Source organism: Brevibacillus migulae (assembly GCF_004521915.1).
Lineage (GTDB): Bacteria > Bacillota > Bacilli > Brevibacillales > Brevibacillaceae > Brevibacillus_F > Brevibacillus_F migulae.
The window spans coordinates 57,398-76,668 of the sequence record NZ_SDKD01000015.1; the positions used below are offsets into that span (position 1 = coordinate 57,398).

Consider the following 19,271-nt stretch of genomic DNA (forward strand, 5'->3'; position numbering starts at 1 on the left):
GGCAAAAGGGCGTCCTAAGCTACCATCTTAGCATAGAAACAGGAGTTTGGAGCATGAAGGTAAAAAATCCGTACCATTTTCCCGGCACGGACGATCCCCTCTTATTTCCTTTCCTCACGGTGGTACAAATATTGAAAACGCTGGGAATGCTCGGATTCATCGTTTCTTGCTCCATAAAAAATATCTCGGATTTTCCGGTCCTTCGCCATCAAATACATTTTGTTGTACAGTTCCTGGGCTTCCAATTCGTCAAAAAAGGCAAGGCGATACGCCTCCCGCAAGGAACCATATGCTACCCGCTTAGGCCGCACCCTCGGTTCTTGACCGGTCAACTTCATGTAGAGGCGGCTGAATTGCCGAAAATGCTTGCGCTCGTCATCATACGCGTGTTTCACGTTATCATAGGCAACCTGATCGCCGTGGACCTGGGTTAGGATTTCCGCATAAAACCCGATAGCAGTCGCTTCCCCATTGATCGCTTCAACCAGCAAGTCGATAAACTTTCTGGAAACTCCGTTATCATTAGTCGAGCCAAAAGAACTCGAAGGAGAAAACATGGCTTGCACTCCCTTCAGGTGTCTCCGATATCCTATGTCATAGACCTATCCCCTGACTGGTTACCTGTCCTGAGTAAATCGCCTAAAAAGGAAAAGAATCCCTGCTCTTCCTAAGGAAAGAGACAGGGATTCCTCATCACGAAATCTTATTTCAACAGTTTTTCAGCTTCAGCTACCACATTTTCCACGCTAAATCCGTATTCCTTCATGATGCGCTCTCCAGGAGCGGATGCACCGAACTGATTGATGCCGATCACGCGGCCGCCATCTCCCACGTAACGCTCCCAGCCAAGCGGCATGGCCATTTCCACACCGAGACGGGCTTTTACATGAGATGGGATCACCGCTTCCTTGTATTCTTGCGGCTGACGCTCAAACAGCTCCCAGCTAGGCATGCTCACGACACGTACAGCTACGCCGCGCTCGGACAGCACGTTCGCCGCTTCCATCACGAGAGATACTTCGGAACCGGTCGCCAAGAGAATCAGATCCGGATTTCCGTTTGCCGCGTCCTTCAGTACATAAGCGCCGCGAACGAGACCCTCGCTTGCTTTCTCGATGGTTTCCGCCATCACAGGCAGATTTTGACGAGTCAGCACGAGTACTACCGGCTCATCGGTCGAGCTTACCGCATAGCGCCATGCTTCATTGGTTTCTACTGCATCTGCAGGGCGAATGACGGTAAGACCAGGCATTGCGCGCAGAGCCGGAAGATGTTCGATGGGCTCGTGCGTAGGTCCGTCTTCACCAACGGCGATCGAATCGTGCGTAAATACGTAGGTGACAGGCAGCTTCATCAGCGCAGAAAGACGAATCGCCGGGCGCACATAATCGGAGAACACGAAGAAGGTTCCGCCATACACCTTCAAGCCGCCGTGCAGCGCCATCCCGTTCAAAGCAGCGCCCATTGCGAATTCGCGAACACCGAACCAGATGTTGCGTCCTTCATAGCTGCCTGGCAGGAAGTTGCCCGCGTTTTTGATAACCGTATTGTTGGAATGCGCCAGGTCAGCGGATCCGCCGAACAGATACGGAACCTTGCCTGCGAGACCATTGATCGCATTGCCGGAAGCTGCACGTGTAGCGAGCTTTGTACCTGCTTCATACTTCGGCAAGTCTGCATCCCAGCCGTCTGGCAATTTGCCGCTGGCCGCTGTCTCGAATTGCTGCGCCAGCTCCGGATAAGCTTTGGCATAAGCCGCAAACAGCTCTTTCCATTCTGCCTCGTGCTTGGAACCAGCTTCCGCCAATCCTTGGTAATAGGCAGATACTTCGTCTGGCACATGGAATTCTTGCTCATAGTTCCAAGCATAATTTTGCTTAGTCAGCTTCACTTCGTCTTTTCCGAGCGGTGCACCGTGGGATGCGGAGCTTCCGCCTTTGTTCGGGCTGCCGTAGCCAATGGTGGTTTTCACTTCGATCAATGTTGGGCGGTCAAGATCACCGCGTGCTTCTGCGAGTGCCGCCTCGATCGCTTTCAGGTCGTTTCCATCTTCCACACGGAGGTATTGCCAGCCGTATGCTTGGTAGCGCTGAGCCACATTTTCCGAGAAGGAGCGGCTCAATTCGCCATCCAGGGAAATATCGTTGGAATCGTACAGGACGACCAGCTTGCCCAATTTCAGGTGGGCTGCGAGTGAGGAAGCTTCACCCGATACGCCCTCCATCAGATCGCCGTCGCCGCAGATCACGTATGTATAGTGGTTCACGATGTCATAGCCATCGCGGTTGTAGGTCGCAGCGAGATGACGCTCTGCCATGGCCATACCAACAGCAGTCGCAATCCCTTGTCCAAGCGGGCCTGTTGTCGCATCTACCCCTGGCGTATGACCATATTCCGGATGTCCAGGCGTTTTACTGCCCCATTGACGGAAATTGTACAGATCCTCGATGCTCACATCGTACTTCATCAGGTGCAGCATGGCATACAACAGCATCGAGCCATGGCCAGCGGACAGGACGAAACGGTCGCGATTGATCCAGCCCGGATTTTGCGGATTGACTTTCATGTAACGGCTCCACAGTACGTGTGCCATCGGTGCGGCACCCATCGGCATCCCCGGATGGCCGGAATTTGCCTTTTCGATTGCGTCAATTGCCAACGTACGCAGCGTATTGATCGCAAGCTGGTCAATCGATACTTGCTGAGTGGTCATAATCAAGATCCTCCCTGCGAATAGTGTTGTCGAAAAAAGGTAAGAAGAAAAGCCAGTGTGATTATACCATAGTTTTCCTCGTACAGGCACGAGGCGAAATCGTGATTATTGCAAAGGACCGCCAGACAGTTTTTTCTTTTCTGCCGCAAGCGCGCTGATCGCCTCCAGATACTCCTCCGTCTCGATCAATCCAAGCTGGCGAAGCTCACGAATCTCGTCCTCAATCAGAAAAAAGTCGCCTTCCCGATCGCCTGTGTAAAACAGGAGCCCCCATCGTCGCAAAAACGCCTTCAAATCGAAGTCGGATCCACGCTGACTCACCTACGCTCCCTCCCACTCGGACTTCATCTGGCGGAATACGGCCTCATAATCGAATTCAAAAGGATGTACCCGGATGACGATTACGTTGGCTTGCGGAAAAGCCTGTTTCCAGCTTTCCTCCTCCGCAGCATCTACGCCCACCAGATAGAGCGGCATCTTGGACAGCTTCTCGTCTTTTTGCAGCGACTGCAGAAACTCCTTGCTCTTTTCCTGTTCGTCCGCCACATTTACCACAAAAAGCAGCTTGTCCGCCTCGCCCTGCTCATGCCGCGCTTTGATTTGTTCCAGCACTTTGGCCGTTGGGACCACCGCATTTACCTGCGGGAAAAAATCTAATATTTCATCCAGCCAGTCATCCTCTTGCCAGGCCAAATAATAAATCATCTGTACTGTCATTCTTTCCATCCACCCCGTGTCTTTTCCATAAACTTGTTACGCCGCTTCATTATAGCATGGAAAAGACAGGCAAGATACGTCGGGCGCACGGCTTGCTTGACTTCCCACTTCGCTTCACGTAAGGTTGAAAGTGTCCGCGTGGTACAAGCCCGCTCGGTTTCTCTAACGCTCATTCCCAACCATATAGAAAGAGGTTTTTTTCGTGCACAAAAAGTATCTTGGCCTCTTGTTTATCATCATGTTTTTGATGATGCTTGGCTTCGGTATTATTATTCCGATCCTACCTTACTTTGCCGAAAGCATGGGGGCTTCATCCTTCGAAATCGGACTCTTGTTTGCGATTTACAATATCATGCAGTTCATTTTTGCTCCGATTTGGGGAAGCTTGTCTGATCGCATCGGCCGCAAACCGCTGATCTTGGTCGGCCTGCTTGGCTTTTCCATCACATTCATCCTTTTTGGCTTATCGGGCAGCTATACAGAGATGCTCATCTACCGCTTGTTTGGCGGGATCGTCTCTGCAGCAGCCATTCCGACTGTAACGGCGATGGTAGCCGACCTCTTCCCTCCCGACGAACGAGCGAAAGGGATGGGCGTCATCGGTGCAGGCATCGGTCTGAGCTTTGTCTTTGGTCCTGCCATCGGCGGACTCCTTGGCGAGGTAGATCCGAGCTATCCGTTTTTCGCTTCCGGGATCGTTGCTCTGCTCACCTTCCTGTTTGTGGGCATATCCTTGCCGGAGAGCTTACCCCCGGAAAAACGTGCCGATGTCAGACGTGAAAAACGTGACAATCCGCTGACGGCTATGTTCGGTCCGATGGCGTTGCTGTATAACATTGTCTTTATTGTATCTCTTACCTTTTCCGGCCTGGAAACCACCTTTGCCTTGTATATCAACGACCTGTATGGCCTGACGTCGAAAGAGCTTGGCTATATGTTTCTGGTCATGGGCGTGATCGCCGCGATCGTTCAGGGTGGCATGATCGGGCGGATGGTGAAAAAATGGGGAGAAGCTACGGTGCTCTCCATCGGACTCCTGCTCTATGCGATCGGCTTTATTTCCATTCTGATGGCCGATTCCTTCTGGGGCTTTGCTTTGAACCTATCCTTATTTGGTGCAGGGCAGGGCATGATTCGAGCCTCCGCGACGTCCTTGATCACGCAGCGGACAACCCAAGGGCAAGGCGTTACTTCCGGAAACATGAGCTCCATGGACAGCCTCGGGCGCATTCTCGGACCTTTGCTTGGCGGCGCTTTGTATGCGTGGCATGCGAGCGGTCCGTTCCTGACCGGCTTTGTACTGATTGTGATCATGCTGATTCTTTTCCGCAGCCGGCAGCTGTATACGGTCAAGCAAACGGAAACACAGTGAATTTATTATTGGCAGCGCCTAGCTTCGGGCGTTGCCTTCCTTTTTGTGCAAACATTGTGGTGGGGGAAGGAAAGACCGGGCAGGGCTACGAAGTTGCCACACCCCTTAGAAGCGAAGACTGTCCGGTTCCGCTTGCAAAAACGGGACGTCGCGCAAAAGGGTTCATGGAAGTGGATTCACCCGTAGCGATTGCGCGACAAGCGTGTCCCGTTTTCGCAAGCTCCACCTTGGTCGGTGTGGCAAAAAACTCCGCCCGTCCCGGCCTTTCCTTCCTCACGTAACGATTGCACCATTACAAGTGAAAGCATAGATGCCTCGAATTTTACGGGGCTATTAAGCATTTCCTTCTTCCTGTCCTGCTTCCTGATCTTCGGATTGTTTAAAGCTTCCGATACGCAGGTGAGCATGTTCCGAAACGGAGCGCCTGCGTAGCCCGTCCCAGCGGAGCAGCGAAACGCGGGAAACAGGGGTGCAAACCCGGTAAGCTGCGAAGCGATCCCACTTTTTGCACACCCCCGTGATTCGCTGCGCCCCACCCACAGCGGGGCGAAGAATGAAGCGGAGTTTCGGAACATGCTCCCCCCACAACAGCTACGAAAGAAGAAAAAACTTTAAATTTACTTTTCAAAAAATTTGTATAATAATTGCAATAGGACCTGCAGCAAAGAAAAGCGGGTCTGTACACAGAGAAGGAGATCGAAACCATATGAGTAGACAGATCAAAATCGAGAAAACCAGTACGCCAAAGGAAAAACCGGATCAACGCAACCTTGGGTTTGGGATTCATTTTACGGATCATATGTTCATCATGGAGTATGAGACAGGAAAAGGCTGGCACAATGAGCGCATTGTTCCCTACGCCCCATTGAGTCTCGATCCGGCCGCCATGGTATTCCATTATGGTCAAGCGGTATTTGAAGGCTTGAAAGCTTACAAAGCAGCAGATGGCCGCGTCCTCTTGTTCCGCCCGCAAAAAAACGTACAGCGCATGAATATTTCCAACGACCGTCTAAGCATGCCTCCGATCGATGAGGAACTGTTTCTCGACGCGCTGCAGCAGTTGGTGCAGGTCGAGAAGGACTGGATTCCAGTCGAAGAGGGCACTTCCCTCTATGTACGCCCATTCATCATCGCGACCGAGCCATTCTTGGGAGTGCGGTCAGCCGACCATTACACCTTTATGATCATCCTTTCGCCAGTGGGCGCTTATTATCCGGAAGGGATCAACCCCGTTAAAATTAACGTGGAGAACAAATATGTCCGCGCGGTCAGCGGTGGTACCGGCTATGCCAAAACCTCCGGCAACTATGCAGCCAGCCTGAAAGCACAAGTCGAGGCAAAAGATAAAGGCTATACGCAGGTTCTCTGGCTCGACGGGGTCGAAAAGAAATACATTGAAGAAGTCGGCAGCATGAACGTCTTCTTCAAAATCAACGGAGAAGTCATTACTCCTGCGCTGAACGGCAGCATCCTGGAAGGGGTCACACGCAGCTCCACCATTGAATTGTTGAAAGCATGGGGAGTACCGGTATCGGAAAAACGGATCTCCATGGAAGAATTGCTGGAAGCCTCCAACAACGGCACGCTGGAAGAAGCATTCGGTACGGGTACCGCTGCTGTCATTTCTCCGATCGGGGAATTGCGCTGGGAGGACCACGTCATGGTGATTAACCAAGGCGTTACCGGTGAGCTGTCTCGCAAAATCTATGATACGATCACGGGAATCCAAAGTGGAAAAATCGAGGACACATTTGGTTGGACCGTAGAAGTAAAATAAGCAAAACAAAAGCGGCTATCGAGCAATCGACAGCCGCTTTCTTTTTTTGATTTAATCTTCCTGAAGCTCCATCCAGCTTTCCATCAACATATCCAGCTCTTGCTGACAGCAATCAAGCTCCTTTTGCCATCCGATCAGGACTTCATATGCCGTATGCGGCTCTGCCATCTTTGACTGCAAACGTGCTTTTTCCTGTTCGCGTTCGGCGATTTTTCTCTCCAGCTCGGCCAGCTTGTATGGATTGACCCGTTTTCCTTGCCGCTCCTGCTTTTCAGCTGCCACAAGGTATGGTGCTGCCTTTTCCGGCTGCTGAACTTTAGCTGTCTGCACAGGAGCGATCATCAGCGTTTGCTTGCGCTTCTCCCTCGCCTCTTCATACGTTCCTTCATAATGAACGATCGCACCTTGGTCGATCCAAAACACACCATCCACCGTTTTTTGCAGGAAATAGCGGTCATGCGATACGATCAACAGCGAGCCTTGGAAATCTGCCAGCGCCTCCTCCAATGTTTCCCTGGCCTCAATGTCCAGATGGTTCGTGGGCTCATCGAGAATAAGCAGGTTGATCTCCTGATGCATCAACTGCGCGAGGCGAAGCCGCATCCGTTCCCCGCCGCTTAAGTGTTCCAGCTTTTTGAATACCTGCTCGCCGTAAAAGAGAAAGCGAGCCAAGCGATGTCTGGCTTCTCCCTCGGAAACTGCGACGGTATCCCGGAACAGATCAATGACGCGGCGTTTCGGTTCACCGGTAAACGCATGCTGGGACAAATAGCCGACCTTTACACTGCTGCCAAGCTTGACGGTTCCTTGGTCGGGCGCCTGCTCCCCCAAAAGCATCTTGATCATTGTCGATTTGCCACAGCCATTCGGTCCCAAAAGCGCTTTTCGTTCCCCGTAGCGCAGACGGAGCTGAGCCTGTCTGAACAACGGCTTATCTCCAAACGATTTGTGCACATCCTCTGCGATCAGCACTTCCTCCCCGCTGCGGTCGCTCTGGCGAAATACGAGGTCCATCCGATCGGCTTCCAGTTTCGGTTTTTCGATCCGCTCAATCCTCGCCAATGCTTTCTCCATGCTTTTCGCTCGGCGATGAAAAGCTTCATTGGGCGGATTGGACCGATTTCCCCACTCTTTCAAGCGCTTGATGGTCTCTTGCATCTTCTTGATCTTCTTCTGCTGCTCCTCGTATTCGGCAAATTGGCGCAGCAAGCGTTCCTCTTTTTCTTTCACGAAAAACGAATAATTGCCCAGGTAGGTCGTAATCTCTCCGCCATCGACTTCATAGATGTCTGTCACGACCGCGTCCAGAAAATAACGGTCATGGGAGATGATCAGTACGGTTCCAGGGTAGTCACACAAAAAGGATTCCAGCCATTCCATCGCTTCGACATCGAGGTGGTTGGTCGGTTCGTCCAGCAGCAAGACATCGCAGCGCTCGCACAGCAGCTTCGCCAGACCGATCTTGGTCTGCTCTCCACCGCTTAACTGGGCAAAAGGCGTATCCAGCATCATCCCGGGAATGCCAAGCCCGGTCACTACCTGTGCAATCGTCGCTTCAGACTGGTAGCCATTTAGATGCTCGAACCGCTCTTGCGCCTCCTGATACCAGTGCATCAGCCTTTCCAATCGGGAAGCATCATGTGCCGATTCCGCCATCTCCTCTTCCAGCTGGCGCATCTGCGCTTGCAGGGCAAGTACTTCTGCAAACGCGCTCTCAATCACCTTTCGACCTGACCAGCCATCGGGATAGCTAGGCGACTGCGGCAAATACGCCAGCCTGCTGCCTTTCGCGCGAAAAACTTCGCCTGCATCCGGCGTTTCCAGGCCCGCGAGCAATCGGAAGAAGGTTGTTTTGCCCGCTCCATTCGGACCTACGATGCCGATCCGTTCCCCTGCTTTGACTTCAATCGTAATATTTTCCAAAACCGGATTGTATCCGTATGATTTCGCTACTTGTTTTGTGGCAATCATGATCATTTGTTTTTCCTCCTTGGATGTGGCAAAGCCATTTTTGGGCAAACAAAAAGCCGCAGGCAGATCCTGCGGCATCGTGTACGAAAATAAGCCCTACTGCTTATCGATGCATGGCACGCTCTGTCTGAAACGTTTCACTAGATTTTCCAAAAAAGGGCATACTGGTCCCTTTGCGCGAAAAATCATGTGTCATGCTGGTAACTTCTACCACAAACCAAGCATGAAATGTTCCAAACATGTACCTGCACCTCCTCATCCAAGAATCAAATCACTTGCAGAACATCATACCACATTTGGAAATGGTTTGAAAAGGACTATTCTTGAAACAGCGGCTCTCCTGTATCGATATCAATAAACTGGATGGTTGTATATGGCGACAAATCGATCTTCCCTGCCATGTATGGATACGAAATCACTTGCGGGTACATTCTGCCTGGCTCAGGAGAGGTCATCCGAACGTAGACAGAGACCTGCTCCCAGCTCAGTTCCTGCTTCACAAATTCAATGCCGTATCCCGGATTTGGCACTTCCCCTCTGGAGATCACATAAAGGTTTCCTTGCTGATGAACCCCTTTTGCCTGTTTCCTTTCCTCAATAAACGCCTTGTCCTGCGCAGTTAACGCCGCAGAAGTCAACAAGGAGAAGGAATCAGGCTCGCCTGCTTTTCCGAGGTCGATCTTCCCGTTTTTCCACGTGAGCGGAATCCCAAGCTGCTCGGTCACCCAACGCAGCGGCACGTAGATCGTTTTCCCCTGTACAACTGCGCCCTGATCGATTTTTTGCCAGCTGTTGGTCATGACTTCATTCGTGCCGGGTTTAAATGTTAAGCTGATCCGATTGATTGTCAGCTTGCCCAAGCCCTGCTGCGTGGTCCACGTACCTTGGAGCATGCGGGCCAAATCTTCTCCGGCGATCAGCGTGCGGCCATGGAGAAGGATCGGTTTGTATTGGAAGGTGACGGGCTGTTGCTGTACCGTTATCTGTATGGGTGTTGCCGCGTTCGCGGGGGCATTGACGAAAAAAAGCCCGCTCAGCACCAATGCTATCGCTGTCTGTCTGTTCATCTTCAACATTCCTTTCGCATTTGCTTTCTGCCAACATGGACGCTGGCAAAGGCAAAAACGTTTCACCCTTTCACAACAGCTATGGAGAGTGCTGCAAAATCAAGTTGCCCATCGCAATCACAGCAGGGATCGTCAGCAAACCCAGCAAGGTGGAAAACACCGTCGTCATCGCTCCCATTTCCTCATCGGCAGCGTATCGGGCGAAAAGAATAGACGCCATCGCGATTGTGGGCATCGCGGTCTGAATCAGGGTAACATGCGCCAGCTCCTGATCGATCGAAAAGAAGAAGAGCAGTCCTGCCGTCACCAGCGGAAACACGATCAGCTTCATGGCCAGCGGAAGTCCCAGCATGGGCAAAGGTACCCTTTTCTTGTTGTGCAAAAGCACCGGAATCAGCATCCCGATATACATCATCGCAAGAGGTGAAGCCAGCTTGGCCAGGCTGCCCGTCAGCTGCTTCACGATGTCAGGCGGTTCCAGCCCTAGAACAGCGACGAAGAGTCCTCCCGCGATGGCAAACATCGGGATGTTGACCAATTCTTTGAGTCCTCCCAGCGTCAGCTTGCGTTTTTCCTGCAGCAGCATGACCCCGACCGTCCAGATCGTAAAATCGAGACCAGCATCAAAAACGGCGGCCAACAAAGCGCCCTTGGCTCCAAACAGCGCTGCGCACAACGGCAGCCCGATGAAGCCCGTATTCCCGCAGCCTGCCAGAATCGCCAGCTGTCTGGCCTCCTTGTCTGGCACCTTGCAAGCCTTTGCTCCGATCCAGCCGAGCAGGATCCCCATGCAAGTAAAGAGTACGGCAATCGCGAAAATTACAAAAATTTGCGTTAATAACGTGCGGTCAATCGGCAATTGAAAGATTCCATCCAAGATGATGCAGGGCATCGCCACATTCACGATCAGCATGATCATCAGCTTACGCGAATCGGCCGTGAGCGGGAGCTTTTTTCCGATGATTGCTCCAATCCCTACGATGACTCCCATCACGAGAATGGATGAGAGCACGGGTGCCATTTCCACGTCTGTTTCCCTCCCTATCGGATCAATCGCCCGCTTCAACAAAAGAGGTGGAACCCTTTCTTGAAGCGGACGAAACAATCTCTATGGCTACATCTCGACAGCAATCCAGGTCAAGCCCGGATACTGTCCCATTTCACAAGTCCGCAAAATATCCCCGCAGATGGGCACCGCTTGCTCGATGGAAATGCACCATGCAAACGGAAAGGCAACTTCGGCCCCTTCTATGTTGAGATTGCACATGACCCCATCCGGCTGTGAGGAAGCCAGTACAAAATGCTTTTCGATAGGCTCATGCTCTTTCCACTGCACCAATACCTTTCCATTGTTCCCGCCTGCGACAACCAGATCCACATGCTCGCCATAAGCCGCATGCACCAGCGTATGGGTGGTTCCATTCAGCTGGGCGATTTCCCTCAGTACGCGGGCCCACCCGGCTGATTCTACTTCTTGTCCAGACGCGTCTGTATACATCCGCCAATCATTCATCCGTATAACCCCTTTGCTCCCCATTCCATGACAGAAGGCTAGAAATAACCCCCTTTAGTCCGAGCCAAAGGGGGAAGGTACCAGTTCTATATTAAGCTTCTTCTCTCTTATACTCAACTACAACCTCTGTGCCGAGACCGCCACGCGCATTCCAGTTGGCTTCAATGCGCATATAGAGAGGATCGCAGCAGGCTACCAGGTCATTCAGGATCCGGTTGGTCGCATGCTCTTGATAAATCCCGACATTACGGTAGGAAGTCAGATAATATTTGAGCGATTTCATCTCGATCAGCTTTTGATCCGGAATGATATGGATGCGCAAGTCCGCAAAATCAGGCAGGCCGGACCACGGGCAAACCGAAGTAAATTCGTTGGTTGGCATCATGATCTCTGTTTTTTTGCCTACATATTCATAAGGGATCGTTTCCAAAATATCAACCATGATCGCGGTCTCGTCTTGTGTGTCGAAACGAATGTTGTTGTACTTGCTGTGATTGTGCTCTGTGTGGGCCATACTAATGATACCTCCTAATAATGGTTGGGTTGGTAACGACCAAAAAAAAGCCACTTCACGCGCACCTGACAGGATAAGCAAGGGCGGAGAGTGGCATCGTTTCATACTCGGCTCTCCCCTAGTTTTGATTTGCGAGAGGAGGGGGTTACGAACTCTCGGTTATTACCGTATAGAATCATACCAAACCGAGGCAAGCTTGAGAAGTATATTGACAAAAAAACAAAACGGGGCTAGAGTTACACTCATCAAACGATAAATCATATCGGTTTACTGGGGGTTTAAATTTATGAAAAAAATCTTTTCGTCGATTGCTGTCCTATCTTCTTTGGTTCTGGTCCTCGCCGGGTGCGGCACTTCCGGCAATCAGGCTGCTCCATCTGCTCCTGCCGAGAAAGCGCCAACCGAAAATGCGCAGCCCGCTAACCTGCTGGAAAAAATCAAGGCAGAAGGCAAAATTCGCGTTGGTACGGAAGGAACTTATTCTCCATTTACGTTCCACGATGAGTCCGGCAAGCTGACCGGCTATGATGTGGAAGTGATTACCGAAGTAGCGAAGCGCATTGGCGTTGAACCTGAATTTATGGAAACCCAATGGGATTCCATGTTTGCTGGTCTTGATTCTGAGCGTTTTGACGTCATTGCCAACCAAGTTGGCATTCGCCCTGACCGTCAGGAAAAATACGATTTCTCTTCCCCATACACCGTTTCTACTGCTGTGTTGGCGGTTCACAAAGATAATACGACTGTTACAGATTTCAAAGACATCAAAGGCTTGAAAGCGGCGCAAACGCTGACCAGCAACCTGACTGATATCGCGAGAGAAAACGGTGCGGAAATCGTTGGTGTTGAAGGGTTTAACCAAGCGATCGACCTCTTGGTTTCCAAACGCGTCGAAGTCACTGTCGGTGACCGTCTCTCCTTCCTTGAATTTCTGAAGCAAAAACCGGAAACTCCTGTGAAAATCGTAGCAAACCATGCAGATGCCGCCCAAAACGGCTTCATGTTCCGCAAAGGCAGCAATGAGCTGGTAGAAGCCTTCAACAAAGCGTTGGATGAGATGCGCCAAGACGGTACACTCGCGAAAATCTCCGAGAAGTGGTTCGGTGCCGATGTTTCTAAGTAATCTGTTTGACAATCCAGAACGCGCTGCTCGACTCATCGAGATCGCTCAAAGCTCCTTTCTCCCATTGGTGAAAGGAGCCTTCACGTATACGCTCAGTCTCACAGTGATCTCCTTTGTCCTTGGCCTGATCCTGGCGATTCTTACTGCGCTTGCACGCATTTCGGGAGTGAAAGTGCTGCAGGGCATCGCCCGCTTTTATGTATCGATCATTCGCGGAACCCCGCTTCTCGTGCAATTATTCATTATCTTTTACGGGATGCCCAGCATCGGGATCACCATCGATCCGTTTCCCTCCGCGATTATCGGCTTTTCGCTGAATGTGGGTGCGTACTGCTCCGAGATCGTGCGCGCGGCGATTCTATCGATTCCCAAGGGCCAGTGGGAGGCTGCCTATTCCATCGGCATGTCGTATCCTCAGGCGCTCTTGCGAATCATCCTGCCGCAAGCCGCTCGCGTCTCGGTGCCGCCGCTCTCCAATTCCTTCATCAGCTTGGTGAAGGATACCTCGCTCGCGGCATCGATTCTCGTAGCCGAGATGTTTCGCAAGGCGCAGGAGATTGCCGCGCGCACTTTTGAACCGCTGCTCGTCTATATTGAAGCAGCGCTCATTTATTGGATCATCTGCATGTTCCTGTCCTTCCTGCAGGATAAGCTGGAGCATCGCTTGGATCGCTATGTGTCGAAATAGGAGGATCCACCATGATCGAATTGAAAAATCTGCATAAACAATTTGGCGGGCTGACCGTATTGCGCGGCATCTCCCTGAACATCGAAAAAGGGAAAGTGCTGGTCATCGTCGGTCCATCCGGTTCCGGGAAGACGACCCTCCTGCGCTGCCTCAATCTGCTGGAAACGCCGGATCAAGGCCAGATCCGGATCGGGGATGTACAGCTTGATTTCAGTAAAAAAGTAGACAAAGCACAGATTGCGAAATTGCGCAAACAAACCGGGATGGTTTTTCAAAACTACAATCTGTTCCCTCATATGACGGCCTTGGAAAATGTCATGGAAGGCCCCGTTACCGTCAAAAAGGAAAGCAAAGAAGTGGCTCGCGCCAAAGGAAAAACGCTCTTGGGCAAAGTCGGTCTTGCGGAGAAAATCGATGAGTATCCGTTCCAGCTTTCGGGCGGTCAGCAGCAACGGGTCGGGATCGCTCGCGCACTGGCGATGGACCCACTCGTCATGCTGTTCGATGAGCCAACATCCGCACTCGATCCGGAGCTCGTCGGGGAAGTGCTGAAGGTGATGAAGGAGCTGGCCAAGGAAGGCATGACGATGATTGTCGTCACCCATGAGATGAGCTTCGCGCGCGAAGTCGCCGACGAGGTGATCTTCATGGATCAGGGAGTCATTGTGGAACAAGGCCCTCCGCAGCAGCTATTTGTTAACCCACGCGAGGAACGGACCCGGCAATTTTTACAATTGATCCAATCATAAGTGAAAATAAGCAAAGGAAAAGGACCTGCTGCCACTATAGAGCAGGGTCCTTTTCTTTTTGCCTATTGAAAACTAGTCGTCAAACAAGAAGAAAAACAGGAGGAGAATGATGATTATCCAAAAAAAGCCTCCGTCATGTTTAAATCCGCTCATCCATGTTCCCCCCTTATACCGTGCTGAAGACAGATCATTCAACCGAGGATGAGGTCGAATTACCTGCCTGCAAGACATTGTATGTGGAAGGAACTGCTCCGCTTGTACCCTCGTCTACTCCCCGGAAATTTGGGTAGACATCCGAGCATTGTTAACACAATGTTAATGGTATTTATACCAAACCTACATGTTCTCTTAATATCATTCGAGTAAGCTGAAAGAGGTCAGACCCTACGATGGACATATGCGTCCTCATTTTGCCACTGGTTAGTTTGGACCCCCTTCTGCCGGTGGCCTTTTTTTGCCCCAATGGCCCCAGTCGCCGCCTCTCTCTTACCCTTTCGTTCCGCCCGAAGTGAGTCCTGCGATCAAATAACGCTGCACCCAGAGGAAAATGATCAGCACCGGCACGGTCACGATAATCGCACCAGCCGCCAGGTAATGCCAGTCCGTATTGAACTGGTTGACGAATTGCTGCAAACCGATCGGCAGCGTATACATTTTTTGCTCAGACAAAAAGGTCAGGGCGAACAAAAATTCATTCCAGGCCGTGATGAACGAATAAAAGCCGGTGACCGCCACCCCTGGCAAGGCAAGCGGCAGCACGATCCGGTAAAACGTGCCGAAGTGGGACAGTCCGTCTACACGGGCCGCCTCTTCCAGCTCGTACGGAATGGTATCAAAGAAGTTCTTCATCATCATGACGCAAAACGGGATGGCTACCGTCGCATACGCCAGGACAAGACCGAAGTAGCTGTTCAATAAGCCGAGACCATTGATGATTTTATACAGCGGAATGACCAGCAATGCCCCCGGAAACATTTGCGTCAGAAAAAAGAGATAGTTGATCGCACCTCTTCCCTTGAATTTGAACCGCGAAATCGCGTACGCAGCCGTGGTGGAAAGAAACAGCGAGATCAAAGCGGTCAAGAGCGCGATCAGGAAGCTGTTGCCCATCCATTGCAGGAACACGCCATCCGCACGTGTCAGCACGTGGATGTAATTTTCCAGCGTAAAGGTCTCGGGTATAAAATGCAGCTCGGTCGAAAATACCTCTGACTTGGGTTTAAAGCTCGTAGACAGGATCCACAGCACAGGAAAAACGGCAAAGAATGAGGAGATGATCAGCAGCAGGTGTACCCACCAATTTGATTTTTTCATTTTAGTAGTACACCCCCTCATTGCTGCCGGTCTTCAGCATCCGTTGATAGATGATGGTAAAGGCCAGCAAAAAGCTCAAGATGACCACGCCGTAAGTAGCGGCCATGCCAAAATTCCAGTTGAGGAACGCTTCCCGATACGCATACGTCACCAAAATCTCGGTCGCTCGAACCGGTCCTCCCCTCGTCACGAGGAAAATCACGTTAAACAAATTGAACGTCCAGATGACACCCAAGACGGTCGACGTAGCCGCCACCGGCTTGAGCAGCGGCAGCGTGATTGTCCAAAACTGCCGCCAAGCGCTCGCCCCATCGACACGAGCAGCCTCGTACAGCGATTGGGGAATGCTCTGCATGCCGCCCAAGAGCGTAATCATCATAAACGGCACCCCCAGCCAGACGTTGACCAGGATGACAGAAAACATCGCCCAGAAGCTGTCGCCCAGCCACGGAATCGCTCCGATGCCCAGCTTTTGCAGCACGAGATTGAGGACGCCGTAGGTCTCGTTATACATCCACGTCCAGGAGAATGCCGCAATGAACGAAGGTACCGCCCAAGGCACGATCAACAGCATGCGGTAGATGCCTTTGCCTTTGATATTGCGGTTGAGCAGCAGCGCCAGGATCAGCCCGAGCGTAAAGTGAAAAAATACGTTGGTAAATGTCCAGATCAATGTCTGCACGATCACGTCACGGAACACAGACTCCGGCTGAAAAATCGACGCAAACAAGTCGGAATAGTTTTTGAAGCCGATGAATTCATAGCTTGGCGGAGCGAATTTACTCCCCATGTTGTACTGGCTCATATCCGTAAAGCTGTACGATATCCCTTGCACAAGCGGATAAAACACAAGCACAGCCAACACCGCCAACGCAGGAGCGAGAAATACATATGCAATCCACGTGTTCTTACGAGCGCCCACAATCACGCCTCCCTTTTGCAAAAGCACTGCGATCGACCAATCCAATTCATAATAGCGGAAGGGGAGCGCCCTCAGGCAGCTTCCCCTTGTTCTTCACCTTGCTCTGCGGATATGCCGCGCGAGCCGACTACACTTTTTTCCGTCTCATGTTCGCTTATTGACCAAGCAAACCTTTCCATGCATTCGCTACCGTATCCAGGCCGTCTTTCGGAGCTTTATCTCCTTTGTAGATCGCTTGAATCTCTGGATCAAAGGAAGCGAAGATTTGGCCGCCTTCTGGAATCACGGGACGGTTTTTTGCTTTTTCCATCACGGCTTTAAAGTCGGAGATCATGCGATTTGCTTTCACTTCCGGCATGTCATAAGCGGATTTGCGCGTAGGCAACGTGCCGTTTGTGGCTGCCATTTTCGCCTGGCTTTCCTTTGTCGACAAGAAGGCAATCAGCTTGTATGCGGCATCCTTGGACTTGGACCCAGCATAGATTGCCAAGCTGTGTCCGCCAACCGGAGAACCGGTATCGCCATTTGGCCCCGCCGGGATTGGAGCGATTCCCAGATTGTTTGGATCTTTAAATTGATCGCCTGTCAATATGTCGCTCAATGCCCACGGACCGTTGAAGATCATCGCAGCGGTCCCTTTCTTGAAGGCCTCGTTCATATTTTGATAGTTGTTCGCAGCATCGATATCTTTCGGATAGACCTTGTCTTCTTTCCCGAGTTTCACCGCAAACTCAACGCCTTGAACAGCTCCTGGCGTGTTGATCAAGATTTGTTTGTTTTCATCGATCAAACCGCCGCCAAACGCCCATACGAAAGGCAGGGTGAAGTATGCTTCCGTCTGCCGGTGATAGAATCCCCATTTGTCCGTGCCATTGGTGAGTTTTTTCGCCACAGCAGCGAACTCGTCCATAGTTTTTGGCGCTTCCGTAAAGCCTGCATCCGCCAACAGCTTTTTGTTGTAAAGGAGAGCAAGTCCATCCGTTACTTCCGGCACACTCCATGTTTTTCCATTCCATTTGCTGTAATTGAGCGGCGCTTCCAGGAAGTCGTCCTGATCCTTGAAGTAGTTGTCAAGCGGTTCGAGCAAGCCCATTTTTGCGAACTCCGGTGTCCACGCCACCTCGGAACGGATCACATCCGGTCCATTGCCCGCTTGCGCCGCGGTGCGGAATTTGTTTTGCGCTTCGTTAAAGGGAACGATCTCCAAGGTTACTTTGATGTCTTTGTTTTGTTCCTCGAATTGGGTGATCAATTCCTTCAATGGTACCGTTTCGGATTCACGCATGGTGGTCCAGAAAGTGATGTTTTGCGGACCTGCTTGCTGCTGAGCTTGCCCCTCTTGGCCGGCAGGTGCTGTGGAGCCGCCGCCGCAGCCGGCTAAGAGAGATCCAAACAGTGCGAATGTGGTAAAGATACTGAAAACGCGTTTCATCGATTTACCCCTTTCTCTTTTCCCTTGGAATTGCGAAGAAACTTCATAAGTACCATTTGAACAATTAGTGCAAACGGTTGCACAAAATGCGAAAATCAACGTTTGGTTTGGATGATCATGCCTGACACCATATGTGTACCTACATCCTACAACATGAAATTATCCAAAGAAAACGTTTGCAAAATGCTTGTTTTGACCAAAATCCGGTATTTTTACCGTTTACATTGATAAAATCTCCCGTTTCTTTCTGATTACGCCTTTTTTCACTACTTTTCACCTCAGAAAATTTTGTAAGTGCGATCCGTTTACAAGTTCCCTCTTTTTCGATACGATGGGGGAAATCAAACGTTTGCACGAGTTGTTTGGAGGGTCTTTTGTTATGTCTGTCACCATTAAGGATGTAGCCCGCATCGCTGGCGTTTCACCGTCCACCGTATCGCGCGTGCTATCGAACCATCCCAAAATCAGCCCGGCCACTGTGCGCAAGGTAAGGGAAGCTATGGTGGAACTGGGCTATCATCCGAATATCATGGCGAAAAGCCTGGTATCCAAAAGCACGCAGACAATCGGTCTGGTGCTGCCGCGCTCGGTCGAGGAGTTTTTGAATCCATTCTTTTCCGAGGTCATGCGCGGGATCTTTGCTTTCGCCAATCAGGCACAGTATGATGTGCTGATGTCTGCTGCCAACAGTCGGCAGGAGGAGCTGGAAGCGATGAACCGCATGATCCTGGGCAGACGGGTCGACGGCATCATTATGATGGCTCCCCGAAAAAAGGATCCGGTCATCGAGCAGCTGCTGCAGCATGATTTTCCTTTTGTGCTGCTGGGGCGTTCCTTGGAACATGAGGATTTGCTCTGTGTGAATAATGACAATATTAAAGCCGCCTTCGATGCTACCAATCATCTGATTTCGCTTGGCCATAAACGCATTGGCTTTGTCAGCGGCTCGCCAGACATGGTCGTCACCGAGGACCGGTTGGAAGGATATCGTCAGGCTTTGGTAGGCGCTTCTCTGCCGTACCGGAAAGACTGGATCATCGGAGAAGAAATGCTGCAAGCTGGCGGATTTCACGCGCTCTCCCTGATGCTGACACAGCCGGAGAGGCCCACCGCTTTCGTTGTGATCGACGATGTCATCGCCTTTGGCTTTATTCGCCAGCTCTATGAAGCTGGTTTCAAAGTCCCGGATGACGTCTCCATTGTGAGCTTCAACAACATCATGCTGACAGAACTCAGTAATCCGCCGATCAGTACGGTTGATATCGGCATTTATCATCTTGGCTACATGACAGCGCAGCTGCTGATCCGCAAAATATCGGGAGAGCCGATTGTCCAGAACCAACTGGTACTGCCGCATCGTCTTGTGGTGCGCGGCTCCTCCCTGCATCCTCGTACGTAG

At 51.3% G+C, this 19,271-nt stretch carries 19 protein-coding genes; 6 read left to right on the forward strand and 13 right to left on the reverse strand.

All coding sequences use genetic code 11. The annotated features are described in order from the left end of the window. Positions 1–101: 101 nt before the first annotated feature. The 4 genes from EIZ37_RS17070 to EIZ37_RS17085 all read right to left on the reverse strand — a co-directional run bounded on the left by EIZ37_RS17070 (position 102) and on the right by EIZ37_RS17085 (position 3,430). The gene (locus EIZ37_RS17070; protein ID WP_134685976.1) at positions 102–557 is read right to left on the reverse strand and encodes a ferritin family protein; all 456 of its coding nucleotides are present in this window, start codon (positions 555–557) and stop codon (positions 102–104) included. Positions 558–703: 146 nt separating this feature from the next. After that, on the reverse strand, positions 704–2,713 hold the full coding sequence (tkt, locus tag EIZ37_RS17075; protein WP_134685977.1) for a transketolase: 2,010 nt from the start codon (positions 2,711–2,713) through the stop codon (positions 704–706). A gap of 105 nt (positions 2,714–2,818) precedes the next feature. Continuing rightward, positions 2,819–3,034, reverse strand: a complete 216-nt coding sequence (locus EIZ37_RS17080; RefSeq protein ID WP_134685978.1) for a YqgQ family protein — start codon at positions 3,032–3,034, stop codon at positions 2,819–2,821. Beyond that, positions 3,035–3,430 carry a hypothetical protein gene (locus EIZ37_RS17085; protein WP_134685979.1) on the reverse strand — a complete coding sequence of 132 codons (396 nt, stop codon included), beginning with the start codon at positions 3,428–3,430 and terminating at the stop codon, positions 3,035–3,037. It abuts the gene before it with no gap. 202 nt (positions 3,431–3,632) lie between these two features. On the opposite strand from EIZ37_RS17085, the gene EIZ37_RS17090 reads away from it, so the two are divergent. Beyond that, on the forward strand, positions 3,633–4,802 hold the full coding sequence (locus tag EIZ37_RS17090) for an MFS transporter (RefSeq protein WP_134685980.1): 1,170 nt from the start codon (positions 3,633–3,635) through the stop codon (positions 4,800–4,802). A gap of 706 nt (positions 4,803–5,508) precedes the next feature. Beyond that, complete coding sequence (locus EIZ37_RS17095) at positions 5,509–6,579, forward strand: branched-chain amino acid aminotransferase (protein ID WP_134685981.1); 1,071 nt, start codon at positions 5,509–5,511, stop codon at positions 6,577–6,579. A gap of 51 nt (positions 6,580–6,630) precedes the next feature. On the opposite strand, the gene abc-f is transcribed toward EIZ37_RS17095, so the two are convergent. From abc-f to queF, 6 genes are all read right to left on the reverse strand, one after another. Next, positions 6,631–8,556 carry a ribosomal protection-like ABC-F family protein gene (gene abc-f, locus EIZ37_RS17100; RefSeq protein ID WP_134685982.1) on the reverse strand — a complete coding sequence of 642 codons (1,926 nt, stop codon included), beginning with the start codon at positions 8,554–8,556 and terminating at the stop codon, positions 6,631–6,633. Between the two features lie 97 nt (positions 8,557–8,653). Continuing rightward, on the reverse strand, positions 8,654–8,791 hold the full coding sequence (locus tag EIZ37_RS26040; RefSeq protein ID WP_167568961.1) for a hypothetical protein: 138 nt from the start codon (positions 8,789–8,791) through the stop codon (positions 8,654–8,656). Between the two features lie 76 nt (positions 8,792–8,867). Further along, positions 8,868–9,617, reverse strand: a complete 750-nt coding sequence (locus EIZ37_RS17105; protein WP_167568963.1) for a stalk domain-containing protein — start codon at positions 9,615–9,617, stop codon at positions 8,868–8,870. A gap of 79 nt (positions 9,618–9,696) precedes the next feature. Beyond that, positions 9,697–10,638: an AEC family transporter gene (locus EIZ37_RS17110; protein ID WP_134686039.1), complete on the reverse strand. Its 942-nt coding sequence runs from the start codon at positions 10,636–10,638 to the stop codon at positions 9,697–9,699. Positions 10,639–10,731: 93 nt separating this feature from the next. Further along, a complete protein-coding gene (locus EIZ37_RS17115) occupies positions 10,732–11,130 on the reverse strand; it encodes a hypothetical protein (RefSeq protein WP_134685984.1) in 399 nt (132 codons plus the stop codon). 91 nt (positions 11,131–11,221) lie between these two features. Next, positions 11,222–11,644, reverse strand: a complete 423-nt coding sequence (gene queF, locus EIZ37_RS17120; RefSeq protein WP_134685985.1) for a preQ(1) synthase — start codon at positions 11,642–11,644, stop codon at positions 11,222–11,224. A 286-nt stretch (positions 11,645–11,930) separates the two neighbouring features. Between queF and EIZ37_RS17125 the strand changes: the two genes are divergently transcribed. From EIZ37_RS17125 to EIZ37_RS17135, 3 genes are read left to right on the forward strand one after another with little or no spacing between them, the layout of a single operon-like run. Then, positions 11,931–12,767, forward strand: coding sequence for an amino acid ABC transporter substrate-binding protein (locus tag EIZ37_RS17125; RefSeq protein ID WP_134685986.1), 837 nt, complete (start codon positions 11,931–11,933; stop codon positions 12,765–12,767). Further along, entirely contained in the window at positions 12,754–13,455 is a 702-nt protein-coding gene (locus tag EIZ37_RS17130; protein WP_134685987.1) for an amino acid ABC transporter permease, read from the forward strand. The genes EIZ37_RS17125 and EIZ37_RS17130 overlap by 14 nt, the downstream gene beginning before the upstream one ends. A gap of 11 nt (positions 13,456–13,466) precedes the next feature. After that, on the forward strand, positions 13,467–14,204 hold the full coding sequence (locus EIZ37_RS17135; protein ID WP_134685988.1) for an amino acid ABC transporter ATP-binding protein: 738 nt from the start codon (positions 13,467–13,469) through the stop codon (positions 14,202–14,204). A 486-nt stretch (positions 14,205–14,690) separates the two neighbouring features. Here EIZ37_RS17135 and EIZ37_RS17140 read toward each other — a convergent pair whose 3' ends face one another. The 3 genes from EIZ37_RS17140 to EIZ37_RS17150 form a co-directional block, all read right to left on the reverse strand. After that, on the reverse strand, positions 14,691–15,518 hold the full coding sequence (locus EIZ37_RS17140) for a carbohydrate ABC transporter permease (RefSeq protein ID WP_235828076.1): 828 nt from the start codon (positions 15,516–15,518) through the stop codon (positions 14,691–14,693). 1 nt (position 15,519) lies between these two features. Then, complete coding sequence (locus EIZ37_RS17145) at positions 15,520–16,440, reverse strand: carbohydrate ABC transporter permease (RefSeq protein ID WP_235828078.1); 921 nt, start codon at positions 16,438–16,440, stop codon at positions 15,520–15,522. Between the two features lie 154 nt (positions 16,441–16,594). Beyond that, entirely contained in the window at positions 16,595–17,872 is a 1,278-nt protein-coding gene (locus EIZ37_RS17150) for an extracellular solute-binding protein (protein WP_134685990.1), read from the reverse strand. A gap of 379 nt (positions 17,873–18,251) precedes the next feature. On the opposite strand from EIZ37_RS17150, the gene EIZ37_RS17155 reads away from it, so the two are divergent. Next, positions 18,252–19,271 (forward strand): LacI family DNA-binding transcriptional regulator, encoded by a 1,020-nt coding sequence (locus tag EIZ37_RS17155; RefSeq protein WP_134685991.1) that lies wholly within the window; start codon positions 18,252–18,254, stop codon positions 19,269–19,271.